Below are 11,365 nucleotides of genomic sequence, written 5' to 3' on the forward strand. Positions count from 1 at the left end.
ACGATCAAGGGTTGTGAGTAGCCTTCGATGTTTTGACACCGCCGCCACTCTGCGGCACAGTGCGCGCCCTTCTAATAAGACCCTCTTTGCAAATCCGCCGGTTTAGCGTTGGCGGACTCATTCTGTCTGGCGGTCGGTTGTCCACCGCAGTGTTTTTTGAGGTAGTGAAATGAATGCAGTCATAGCGGCGGTCGGCGTCATGCTGATTCTCAGCCTGTCGCGCGTGCACGTGGTGATCGCTTTGATCGTCGGCGCGCTGGTCGGCGGCCTGACCGGTGGTTTGGGTATCGACGCCACGCTCAAGGCGTTCAACAGCGGCCTGGGCGGCGGCGCGACCGTGGCGTTGTCCTACGCGTTGCTCGGTGCTTTCGCCGTGGCGATTGCCAAATCGGGCCTGGCCCACGCATTGGCCGACAAGGCGCTGGCGATGGTCGATCGTCAACATTCGAGCGGTGGCGGCAGTGTCAAATGGCTGCTGATCGGTCTGTTGTGGGTGGTCGCGATTGCTTCGCAGAACATCCTGCCGATCCACATCGCCTTCATTCCACTGCTGGTGCCGCCACTTCTATATGTACTGACCAAGCTGCAACTCGACCGCCGCTTGATCGCCTGCGTCATGACCTTCGGTCTGATCACGCCGTACATGGTGTTCCCGGTCGGCTTCGGCAACATCTTCCTCAACCAGATCCTGCTGGCCAACGTCAGCAAGGCCGGCGTCGACATCAGCCAGATCAATGTCATGCACGCCATGGCTATTCCGGCGCTGGGCATGGTCTTCGGTCTGTTGGTGGCGGTGTTCTTCAGCTACCGCAAAAAGCGCGTTTACGATCTGGAAAAAATCGAGCAGGTCGAACAGGTCAGCGTTGCCTACAACCCGAAAACCATCGGCATTGCCGGTCTGGCGATTGCTGCGGCGTTCATCATTCAGTTGCTGCTCGACTCGATGATTATCGGCGCGCTCGCCGGTTTTCTGATCTTCTCGGCGTCGGGCATTGTGAAGTGGCGTGAAACCGACGACCTGTTCACCGAAGGCATGAAGATGATGGCGATGATCGGCTTCATCATGATCTCGGCCTCGGGATTTGCCGAAGTGCTCAAAGCCACCGGCGAAGTGCGCACGCTGGTCGAAAGCGCAGCGGCGTGGATCAATCACAGTCGGGCGATTGGCGCGTTGTTGATGTTGCTGGTGGGCCTGATGGTGACCATCGGGATCGGTTCGTCGTTCTCGACGGTGCCGATTCTGGCGGCGATTTTCGTGCCTTTGTGCGTGCAGCTCGGCTTCAGCCCGATGGCGATCGTGTGCATCGTCGGCACCGCCGGGGCACTGGGCGATACCGGCTCGCCAGCGTCGGACTCGACACTGGGGCCGACCTCCGGTTTGAACGTTGACGGGCAGCATCACCATATCTGGGACACCGTGGTGCCGACGTTCCTGCACTACAACCTGCCGCTGCTGGCGTTCGGCTGGGTGGCCGCGATGGTTCTCTAAGCACCACAAATCCCAACTGTGGGAGCGAGCTTGCTCGCGAAGGCGTCCTGTCAGTCACCGTCATTGTTAACTGACACAGCGCATTCGCGAGCAAGCCCGCTCCCACAGGGGGAATGCGGTGAGCCTCACGATTCAACTTTTGCTTTTGCGTGCCGTTAAAGCCTTTAACCACGCCAATAAAACCAAAAGAGTGAGCCCCCAATGCGCCTGAGCCTCAAGGCTAAAGTCCTGTCCCTCGCCGTCCTCCCGGTGCTGCTCTTTGCGCTGGTCATCAGCCTGACCACGCTGTTCATCCTTCAGCAACAGGCGCACAACGAGGTCGAGCAGACCCGCGAGCGCCTGCTCGGCGACGCCAAAGCCACCCTGCAAAGTTACGTCGCCGTGGCCATGACCACGATCAAACCTCTCTACGACGCTGCCGCCCCCGGCGATGACGCGGCGCGCGCGCAGGCGATCAAATTGCTCTCGGGGATTCGCTACGGCAAGGACGGCTACTTCTTCGGCTACGACTCCGAGACCGTGCGCCTGTTCAAGGCCAACGACCCGGAGGGCGTGGGCAAAAGCTTTAAGGACAACCGCGACCCGAACGGCGTTTACGTCAACCAGGGCCTGGTGAAAGTGGCGAAGGACGGCACGCACTATTTGCAATACAGTTCGCCGCTGCCGGGCAATGCGCAGGTGCTGGTGCCGAAACTCGGCTACACCGAATACCTGGCGAAGTGGGACATGGCGGTCGGTACCTCGGTCAACCTCGACGGCATCGAGGCGCAAGTGGCGCTGGTGCAAACGCAAGTGCAGGAACGCATGCAAGGCGTGGTGCTGAGCATCGTCGGCGTCGCGGTGGTGGTGCTGTTGGTGATCGCGGCGGCGGGCATGCTGCTGGCCAATACCATTTTGCGTCCGCTGACGCTGATGAAGGCCAACCTCGATGACATCGCGGCGGGCGAGGGCGATCTGACCCGTCGTCTGAACATCACCAGTCAGGACGAACTCGGCGAACTGGCCGGTTCGTTTAACCGCTTCGTCGACAAGATTCACGGACTGGTGCGGCAGATCACCGAGATGACCACGCAACTCACCGGGCTGGTGACGCAAGTCTCGGATCAGGCGCAGCGCTCGGATCAGGCGATGGAGCGCCAGCGTCACGAGACCGATCAGGTGGCAACGGCGATCAACGAAATGTCCGCCGCCGCGCAGGAAGTGGCGAAGAGCGCGCAGAACGCCGCCGTCGCTGCCCAGCAGACTGATGAAGAAGGCCAGAGCGCCAAGCGCGTGGTGGCGGGCAGCATCAAACAGATTCATGCGTTGGTCGATGACATCCGCAGCAGCGGCGTGTCGCTGGACAGCTTGCAGCAGGACGTGAGCTCGATTGTCGGCGTGCTCGGGGTGATTCGTTCGATTGCCGAGCAGACCAACCTGCTCGCACTGAACGCGGCAATCGAAGCGGCGCGGGCCGGTGAGGCCGGGCGCGGGTTTGCCGTGGTGGCGGATGAAGTGCGCGCGCTGGCCAGTCGTACGCAAATCAGCACTCAGGAAATTCAGGGGATGATCGATCGCTTGCAGGCCGGGACGCAGTCGGCGGTGGAAGCGATGCGCCGATCCAGTGAGGCGGGCGACGGCACGTCGGCGCAGGCCAATCAGGCTGGGGCTTCGCTGGACACGATGGCGTCGTTGATTGCGACGATCAACTCGATGAACGCGCAGATTGCCAGCGCGGCAGAAGAGCAGACGGCGGTGGCGGAAGAGATCAATCGCAGCGTGCACCAGATTGCGGTGGCGGTGGACAGCGTGGCGGATGAGACGCAGTTGGGGGCGCAGACTTCGCGTAGTTTGGCGGATCTTGGTCAGCGGCTGGGCAAACTTGTCGGCCAGTTTCGGATTTGAAGCTTTAAGAGCCCCTCACCCTAGCCCTCTCCCGGAGGGAGAGGGGACTGACCGAGTTGTCTTGCGTTGTACATCGACCTGAGAAATCGAGTCGATTATGGATTCACAGCAGGGCTTTCAGGTCGATGCATGCCTGCAATATCCCGCAATCAGTTCCCTCTCCCTCGGGGAGAGGGCTAGGGTGAGGGGCTCTTGATCTTCAACCCTTCAAGTCCGATCCCAATAAGGCACTTCGCCGAAGCATTCGATGAAGAAGTCGATAACGGTGCGCACCTTCACCGACAAGCGCCGACTCCCCGGCCACAGCACCGCAATCTGCTGCGGCTCCAGACTGTTCGACACCTGATACTCGCCCAACACCGGCACCAACGTGCCTTCGCGTACCGCCTCGCCAATCAGCCACGACGGAAACATCACCAGCCCCAATCCCTGTTCGGCGGCTTGGGTGAGGGTGTCGGCGTGGTTGCCGGTGATCGGGCCTTTCACCGAGTACGGCGCCCAGTCCTGCCCGTCGCGACGGAAGAACCAGCGCTGCAGTCCGGCCGCGCCTTTGTACGCCAGGCACTGGTGTTGCGCGAGATCGTCGGGGTGTTGCGGGGTGCCGTGGCGTTTTAGATACGCCGGGCTGGCCGCGACCTGAAAGCGGTGCGGTGCCAGAATCCGCGCTTGCATGCTGGAGTCATGCAGTGGGCCGATGCGGAACAGCAGATCCGCGCCTTCTTGCAGCGGATCGACGTAATGGTCGGTCTGCTGAATATCCAGTTGCAGCTTCGGATAGCGCGCGCACAACTTGCCCAGCCACGGCGTCAGATGGCGCTGGCCGAACACCACCGGGGCGTTGATGCGCACCAGGCCGGTGGGTTCGCTTTGCTGTTCCTGCAACGCCTGTTCGGCTTCTTCCAATTGCACCAACACCAGCCGCGCGTGATGGCCGAGCATGCGCCCAGCCTCGGTCGACGTGACGGCGCGGGTATGGCGGTAGAGCAATTGCTGATTCAGCGCTTGCTCCATCAAATGGATCTGCCGCGAAATCGAGGAGGGCGCCACGCCTTCGCGACGGGCGACTTCGGAAAAACTGCCGTGATCGAGCACGGCCACAAACAGTCGCAGCGCTTTGAATCCGAGTTCGTTTAGGCCATACATGGTCTGTCCTGCTGTGCGTGTTGCGCAAAGGTGTTGTCCGGATGCTCCCATTTATCGCACAGCAACGCCAGCCGATAATCCGCGCCATTGTTGACTGGGCTGGATTGTATTTATGCAAACGTTGGATGAAGTGAGTGTTGCGCCGCCGGTGGCCAAACCGGGGTTGCGCTTGTTGTTGCTGCCGCTGGTGATTCTGGCGGGGATGGGTTTGTCGGTGGAGGCGGGTTTGCTCGGGCCGTTGGGTGCGCAGGTCGGGCATTTGTGGGCGACGTTGAGCATCTTCGGGGTGGGCTCGGCGATTCTGTTTTTGCTGCTGTTGTTTGCGGGGCCACAGAAAGGGCCGGCGCTGAACACGCTGCCGCGCTGGCAGTTGATCGGTGGTTTGCTCGGGCCGATTTATGTGGTGGTGCTGACCCTGGCCACGCCGCACATTGGTATCGCCATGACGATGATCGCGATTCTTTCCGGGCAGGTCGGCAAGAGTGTGTTGATCGATCATTTCGGCTGGTTCGGGGCGACGCGCAAGAAGGTCAACGGTGAGCGTTGGTTGGCGCTGCTGTTGATTGTCGCGGCACTTGTTTTGATTGCGCGGGGTTGATGATGAATCTGATTATTTTGTTGGCTGTGGTGGTGGCGGCGGGTGCGATATTGAGTGTTCAGGCGGCGATCAATGGGCGCTTGGGGGAAACCGTTGGTGTGTTGCGCAGTAGTTTGTTGACGTTTGCTGTGGGTGCGTTGGTGACCGGGTTGTTGATTTTGTTTTTTGAACCGGCGCATGCGGTGGGGTTGTTGGATGTGCCGAAGTGGCAGTTGAGTGGGGCGCTGTTTGGGGTGGTTTATATGATTGTCATGGTGGGCGCGGTGCCTCGTGTGGGGACGGCGGTGGCGACGGTGGCGGTGATTGTCGGGCAGTTGGGGATGGGGATGTTGATTGATAATTTTGGCTGGTTCGGGAATCCGGCGATTGAGTTGTCGGGGAGTCGGGTGTTGGCGATGGTGCTTTTGGCGGGGGCTTTGGTGTTTATGTATCGGAGTAGTGTGCGTAGCTCTGATTGATTGTGGTTTTGGGGTTGTGGGCATATCCGTTGCTGCGGTGATGGCTGATTATGGTTCCGCCCTTACGGCGGGTCACTTTTGGCAAACGCCCCAAAAAGTAACCAAAAGGTCTGTGCCCTGACGTTCGGCCCGCTCGCTGGGGCTCGGGGTTCCTTCGCTGCGGGATCGATCCGGGGGGGCAGCGCCTACGGTTTGCTTCGCTGCACCTCCTCTCGCTGTGTTTGGCTGCGCCAAACGGTCGCTACGCTCCCACCCCCCGGATCAATCCCTCCACTCAGCCTGCCCACGGGCTCTAAGATCAAAAGCAGGCGAGCTGAGACTCGGCCTATTGAGTGGTGAAGAGCGGGGCGCACACGGCTTTTTGATTTGCGTTGGATTCGCCCCTCACCCCAGCCCTCTCCCGAGGGAGAGGGGGCCGATTGGTGGGTTTTTCAGAATGTGTGTTCGACTCGGTATCCCAAGTCGGCGTATTTCGCCCAAACACCCCGATCAGTCCCCTCTCCCTCCGGGAGAGGGCTAGGGTGAGGGGCTCTTGATCTGGCTTTTGCTGTGGCTCTTGATCTGGCTTTTGATTTTGGCCCCCATCGGCAGGCCGAGCGTAGGTGTTCATCCGGGGTAGGCGCGCAGCGCCGTGCGGCGTAGCCGCATACATCGAGAGGAGGTGCAGCGAAGCAAACCGTAGGCGATGCCCCCGGATGGACACCGTAGCGAGGGAACACTGAGCCTCAGCGAAGTGCCGTACGCCGGGGGCCAAGCCTTTTGCTTACTTTTCGGCGTCTGGAAAAGTGAGTCGCTGTAAGAGCGAAACCGCCAGAAGCCCCACCCGCAGCAACGGATATGCCCCCAAAACCCCAAACCCCCAAAACCCCCAAAACCCCAAACAAGCAAAATCAAAAGATCGCAGCCTTCGGCAGCTCCTACACTGGTAATCACGGCTTACCTAAAAGCCCCAGACAACCACCACCCCAAGGAGTCTGCCCCCATGCCCGATAGAAAATGCGATTGCCCAAACTGCAAATGCACCATCAAAGAAGGCGATCATGCCTACGCCGTACACGGCAAACACTACTGCTGCGAAGCCTGCGCCCACCACCACAAAGGTGGCGAAGAATGCTCAAGCAAAGGCTGCCACTGCGCACATCCCAAATAAACACAGGCAAAAAAAAGTGGAGCCTAATCAGGCTCCACTTCCAATTTCAGACTTTCATCATCCAGCCGCTCGGTATGCCGCACCGTGCCTTGCAATCGCCGCCCCTCAACCCGAACCACCACGGTTTTCGCCTGGTCGAGGTCTTCCGGTAACGGCGCTGGCACTCTCAGGGCGAAGCAATACGGATCATCGTCGACCGCTTCCAGACCCACGCGGCAATCCACGCTTTTGGTGATACGCCCAAACAAGGTGTCGAGGCCGTAGTCCAGATGCGCCGGGCTGCTGCTGAAATCGATCATGGTTGCATTCCCCCGAATGTTCGCGTGCAGGCTGAGCTTAGCTGGTCGGTCGCCAGACGACGTTTTCCACGCCGAATTTTTCCGCCATCGGTTTGCTGGTCTTCTGTACTTTTTCACGGCCAAAGCGCGGAATGCGACCCACGCCGGCATCGCAACTCGCCCAGTGCCACGCCTCGGTGTTGTCCATTTTGTCCGAGCGGATAATGAACGACTTGGCTGTGCCGTGAAGGGTGTACTCGATGACGTAGAGTTTTGCGTTGTTCATAAAGCCGGTATTCCTCCCTGTGGTAATAGAGGGATCGTTGAGCACCGGGAAAATTCATTCGGATTGTCCGACGGTATCTATCGTTGGCGGGGTTTCGGGCGACTGGTTACCATGGCGGTTCCGCCAACCCCAATGAATGCTCACCATGGCCCTCGCCACGCCCCCCGATTTCACTGACATCGATGTGCCCGTGCAACCGCTGGCGCGCACGTACCCGCGCGGGTTGTTTATCGAGCCGCATGAGCATGACTGGGGGCAGTTGCTGTACGCGATGAGCGGGGTGATGTGGGTCGAGACGCCGCATGAAGCGCTGGTGGTGCCGCCGCAGCGCGCGGTGTGGTTGCCGCCCGGGGTGCCGCACGGGATTCGCGTGGTGTCGGATTTGCAGATGCGCAATATCTACCTGCGCCCGGCGCTGGCGGCGACGCTGGATCAGACGGTGCAGGTGATCGAGGTCGGTGGTTTGCTGCGCGAGTTGATCGTCGGGCTGGTGGAGCAGGGCGACAGCGGTGAGCCAGCGTATTACGAGGCGCTGGTTGGCTTGGCGCTGCTGGAGTTGCAGCGCGCAAGGCGTTCGCAGCTGAAAATCCCGATGCCGGATGATTCCGATCGGCGCCTGATGAATCTTTGCCAGGCGGTGATGGCCGCGCCGTCGCTGGAGATCCCGTTCGAACAGCACGCGGAAAACGCCGGGGCCAGCGTGCGCACGTTGGCGCGATTGTTTAAGGACAGTCTGGGCATGGGCTTCGCCGAGTGGCGGCGACAGGTACAACTGGCAACGGCGGTGGCGGAGTTGATTCAGGGTGTGGCGGTGAGCGTCATCGCCCGCGAACTCGGCTATTCCCCGAGCAGCTTCAGCGACATGTTCCGCCGCGAACTGGGCGTCGCCCCGTCACAGTTCACCCTGTAACGACGCTATTTCCTGAACCTGCACAAAGCCTGTAGGAGCATGGCTTGCCAGCGAAAGCGGAGTGTCAGCAATATCAATGTTGGCTGAATGGACGCCTTCGCTGGCAAGCCATGCTCCTACAAGGTTTTGTGGTGATTTCGGCAGGTTTGTCCGAAATTCAGAAGTCCTTGGCCGACGCCATCCATCCCGCCTCCCTACACTCTGCCCATTCCTTTCAAACGGCAGAGTTCTCCCCATGAACTACCTGATTTCGCTGGCCATCGGTCTCGGCGTTGGCCTGTTGTACGGTGCGCTCGACTTCCGTTCTCCCGCGCCGCCGGCCATCGCGCTGGTCGGTCTGCTCGGCATGCTTGCGGGTGAGCAGCTGTGGCCAATGGGCCGGCAATGGGTCGCCGCTTGGTTGTCCTGAATCTTCTTTTCTCCTTCGGTGAATCACTCCATGAAAGCACTGCAATTCGATAAAACCGGCGACCTGTCCTCCCTGCGCTTCGTCGACGTGCCGACTCCGGTGGCCGGCGCCGATGAAGTCCTGGTGCAGATAAAAGCGGCCGGGCTCAATCCCAGCGACGTGAAAAATGTGCTCGGACGTTTCCCCTACACCACGTTGCCACGGATTCCCGGGCGCGATTTTGCCGGTGTCGTGGTCGAAGGCCCGCCAGCGTTGATCGGTCAGGAAGTCTGGGGCACGGGCCGTGAGCTGGGCTTTTTCGCCGACGGTTCCCACGCGCAATTCGTCAAACTGCCGGCCAACGGTGTCGCCCTCAAGCCGTCGCGTCTGAGCTTCACCCAGGCCGCCAGCCTTGGCGTGCCGTACACCACGGCGTGGGATGCGTTGGAGCGCAGCCTCGTCAAAGCCGACACGCGTTTGCTGGTGATTGGCGGCGGTGCGGTCGCCACAGCGGCATTAGCGCTGGCCAAAGTGCGCGGTGCAAAAATCCTGGCAGCGGCGCGTCGCCCGGAGCAGGTGAGCGAGTTGCACGCGCAGGGCTACCAGACGATTCAACTGGATAAACCTGAAGACCTCGGTGCGCAGGTCAACGCGGTTTATCAGGGCGGCGCCGAAGTGATCTTCGACACCACCGGTTTCTGGCTGCCCGCTTCGGTGGCGGCGCTGGCAATCTTCGGCCGAATCGCAATCATCGCCGCACCGGTAGACGGCCAGGTGCAACTGCCGGCACTGGCGTTGTATCGCAAGGGCGGTTCGGTGGTCGGCGTCAACACATTGCTCTACGGCGTTGAAGCGTGCGCAGCGATGTTGAACCAGTTCGGCCAACTCTTCGACGAAGGCTCGCTGCCGTTGCCGCAAGGCCTGGTCGAATCACCACTGGCCGAAGGCCTGGCGCGCTACACCGAAGTCAATCAGGGCGGCGGCGACAAAATCATCCTGATTCCCTGATCCGTAAAAATATCTCTCAAACATCGCAATCCCCCCCTGTGGGAGCGGGCTTGCTCGCGAAGAGGCCGTGTCAGTCAACAGAGATGTCGACTGACAGACCGCATTCGCGAGCAAGCCCGCTCCCACAAGGGTTGCAGTGTCTGGAATTACGCGGGCGCTTCCAGATTATCCAGCGCCCGATTCACCGCCAGTTCCCCGAGCATCACCACCTGCTGAATCCCCAGCAACGTGTGGCGATACGGCGTGTCGAGCGCCGCGGCAAAATCACTGAGCATCACACTCGCCGAAGCCATCGACTCACAAGCGTGGGCCAGCAGATCTTCGGTTTTGATGTTCGGCGCGATGACGAACATCAGGCTCGGCAAACGCGGATCATCGTGAGTCGCGCCGGGGCAAAGGTAATGATCGAGCGCGCGTTCGGCGGCGTCGTGGAGTTTGCGTGAATGGGGGGATTCGTAGGGGGACGTGGTGTCGGTGGGTGTTGGTTTCAACATGATGTAGCTCCTCGATTGTTGGAGCCTCGATTGATCCGGGCTGCGAAACCCGATCGCTGATTCGTCAACGACCCCCAAACGATAAGGCCCGTCCCCAAGGCGCACAAGCCGGCGGATTCTGGCGTAGCTGTAGGCAATGGCGCAAGGTTGTGTAGCCTTGGAGAGTTTCTGCAGGTGTCTGTTAAACATCAGTGTTTAACATCAAAAGATCGCAGCCTTCGGCAGCTCCTACAGGGGGAACGCGAATTCTGTGTAGGAGCTGCCGAAGGCTGCGATCTTTTGATCGGTGTCCCTTAAAACTGGTAGCCCACGCCAGCGTAATACCCCCAGCCATTCGAGCGTGCGCGGAAGTTGCCGTCGCCAAAATTCAGCTCACTGCCGTCTTCCCAATTGCCGCCATTGTGGAAATACCGGCCCACCAGCGTGAAGCGCAAATGCGTGAACGAGTACAGCAACACGTTAGTCGCCACCGTCGCATTCGCGGTGCGGGCGGGGTTGTCTTTGTGGATGTCGGAGCCGAAGTCGAAGTTGGTGAAGCCGATGTAGGTCAGTGAGGCGCCGTTGCTGAATTTGTCGATGGGCACGATGTATTTGAGTTGCGCGCGGTAGCCGTCCCAGGAATATTCGTTGCTCGCGCCGTAGTTTTCCCACTGATAACGGCCGTAGAGGTTGGCTGACAGGTTGACCCGCGAGTGCGTGTCGATGTCGGTGCCGAAACCGCTGTAGAGGGTGTTGGCGCGGTTTTCCTTGCGGCTGCCGTGGTCGTAGATCCAGTCGAACGCGACGTACCATTCCTTGAACGGGCCGATGGCCAGGCTGCGGCCGGCGAGGTAGTCGATGGAGATGCGCGGTTCGTGTTCCATGAACAGCGGCGAGCCGTGATCCCACACGCCTGTGTCGTGGCTGTTGCCGATGTTGAAGATCTTCGGGACGTCGACGTAGCCGTACAGCTCGAACGGGCCTTTGCGGCCGAAGTACTCGTATTCCAGATAAATGTCGTCAGCCGGTTGCGGGCCGAAGCTGATGTCTTTGCTGCCAATCAGCATCAAGTCCTGGTTGTACCAATCCGACAGGTACGCGCCTTTTTTCGGCGGGCTCGCTTCCGGGCTGAGGGCTTCGCCTTGAGCGGATTCTTCCGGCAGAACGGGCGGAGCGGGTTGGGCGAAAGTGCTGTGGCTGAGAAGTCCGGTAACGCCGGTCAGTAGCAAGGAAACAGTCAGCGTGCGCGCAAACGGAGCGCGAGGGGGGAGTGCGGCGTGCATTCAAAGTCCTTTTTTGC

12 protein-coding genes and 2 pseudogenes are annotated in these 11,365 nt (G+C 60.3%); 9 read left to right on the forward strand and 5 right to left on the reverse strand.

The genetic code is table 11. From position 1 onward, the window contains the following. The first annotated feature begins 169 nt into the window (after positions 1 to 169). From KFS80_RS19960 to KFS80_RS27355, 3 genes and pseudogenes are all read left to right on the forward strand, one after another. Entirely contained in the window at positions 170 to 1,489 is a 1,320-nt protein-coding gene (locus tag KFS80_RS19960; protein ID WP_212545675.1) for a Na+/H+ antiporter family protein, read from the forward strand. Between the two features lie 201 nt (positions 1,490 to 1,690). Then, positions 1,691 to 2,467 (forward strand): annotated as a pseudogene (locus KFS80_RS27350) (cache domain-containing protein); the annotation flags it as partial. Between the two features lie 312 nt (positions 2,468 to 2,779). After that, a pseudogene (locus tag KFS80_RS27355) lies at positions 2,780 to 3,373 on the forward strand (methyl-accepting chemotaxis protein); the annotation flags it as partial. A 207-nt stretch (positions 3,374 to 3,580) separates the two neighbouring features. On the opposite strand, the gene KFS80_RS19970 reads toward KFS80_RS27355, so the two are convergent. After that, positions 3,581 to 4,516, reverse strand: a complete 936-nt coding sequence (locus KFS80_RS19970) for a LysR family transcriptional regulator (RefSeq protein WP_212545676.1) — start codon at positions 4,514 to 4,516, stop codon at positions 3,581 to 3,583. 112 nt (positions 4,517 to 4,628) lie between these two features. On the opposite strand from KFS80_RS19970, the gene KFS80_RS19975 reads away from it, so the two are divergent. From KFS80_RS19975 to KFS80_RS19985, 3 genes are all read left to right on the forward strand, one after another. After that, complete coding sequence (locus KFS80_RS19975; RefSeq protein ID WP_053121916.1) at positions 4,629 to 5,114, forward strand: DMT family transporter; 486 nt, start codon at positions 4,629 to 4,631, stop codon at positions 5,112 to 5,114. Further along, entirely contained in the window at positions 5,114 to 5,572 is a 459-nt protein-coding gene (locus KFS80_RS19980; protein WP_212545677.1) for a DMT family transporter, read from the forward strand. Before KFS80_RS19975 ends, KFS80_RS19980 begins: the two co-directional genes overlap by 1 nt. A gap of 982 nt (positions 5,573 to 6,554) precedes the next feature. Further along, positions 6,555 to 6,722, forward strand: a complete 168-nt coding sequence (locus KFS80_RS19985; RefSeq protein WP_081730276.1) for a metallothionein — start codon at positions 6,555 to 6,557, stop codon at positions 6,720 to 6,722. Positions 6,723 to 6,745: 23 nt separating this feature from the next. Here the strand turns inward: KFS80_RS19985 and KFS80_RS19990 are convergent, their stop codons facing one another. Together KFS80_RS19990 and KFS80_RS19995 are read right to left on the reverse strand one after the other, a co-directional pair. After that, positions 6,746 to 7,021, reverse strand: a complete 276-nt coding sequence (locus KFS80_RS19990) for a hypothetical protein (protein WP_053121912.1) — start codon at positions 7,019 to 7,021, stop codon at positions 6,746 to 6,748. Positions 7,022 to 7,058: 37 nt separating this feature from the next. Beyond that, positions 7,059 to 7,286 carry a DUF6555 family protein gene (locus KFS80_RS19995; protein WP_053121910.1) on the reverse strand — a complete coding sequence of 76 codons (228 nt, stop codon included), beginning with the start codon at positions 7,284 to 7,286 and terminating at the stop codon, positions 7,059 to 7,061. A gap of 136 nt (positions 7,287 to 7,422) precedes the next feature. Between KFS80_RS19995 and KFS80_RS20000 the strand changes: the two genes are divergently transcribed. The 3 genes from KFS80_RS20000 to KFS80_RS20010 all read left to right on the forward strand — a co-directional run bounded on the left by KFS80_RS20000 (position 7,423) and on the right by KFS80_RS20010 (position 9,592). Next, positions 7,423 to 8,196 carry an AraC family transcriptional regulator gene (locus KFS80_RS20000; protein WP_212545678.1) on the forward strand — a complete coding sequence of 258 codons (774 nt, stop codon included), beginning with the start codon at positions 7,423 to 7,425 and terminating at the stop codon, positions 8,194 to 8,196. A gap of 235 nt (positions 8,197 to 8,431) precedes the next feature. After that, positions 8,432 to 8,605, forward strand: a complete 174-nt coding sequence (locus tag KFS80_RS20005; protein ID WP_082341460.1) for a DUF1427 family protein — start codon at positions 8,432 to 8,434, stop codon at positions 8,603 to 8,605. A gap of 30 nt (positions 8,606 to 8,635) precedes the next feature. Continuing rightward, the gene (locus KFS80_RS20010; RefSeq protein ID WP_212545679.1) at positions 8,636 to 9,592 is read left to right on the forward strand and encodes a quinone oxidoreductase family protein; all 957 of its coding nucleotides are present in this window, start codon (positions 8,636 to 8,638) and stop codon (positions 9,590 to 9,592) included. Positions 9,593 to 9,738: 146 nt separating this feature from the next. Here KFS80_RS20010 and KFS80_RS20015 read toward each other — a convergent pair whose 3' ends face one another. Together KFS80_RS20015 and KFS80_RS20020 are read right to left on the reverse strand one after the other, a co-directional pair. After that, positions 9,739 to 10,086, reverse strand: coding sequence for a DUF6124 family protein (locus tag KFS80_RS20015; protein ID WP_212545680.1), 348 nt, complete (start codon positions 10,084 to 10,086; stop codon positions 9,739 to 9,741). A 293-nt stretch (positions 10,087 to 10,379) separates the two neighbouring features. Further along, positions 10,380 to 11,348, reverse strand: coding sequence for a nucleoside-specific channel-forming protein Tsx (locus KFS80_RS20020; protein WP_212545681.1), 969 nt, complete (start codon positions 11,346 to 11,348; stop codon positions 10,380 to 10,382). Positions 11,349 to 11,365: the final 17 nt, after the last annotated feature.

Source organism: Pseudomonas rustica (genome assembly GCF_018336155.1).
Classification (GTDB): Bacteria; Pseudomonadota; Gammaproteobacteria; order Pseudomonadales; family Pseudomonadaceae; genus Aquipseudomonas; species Aquipseudomonas rustica.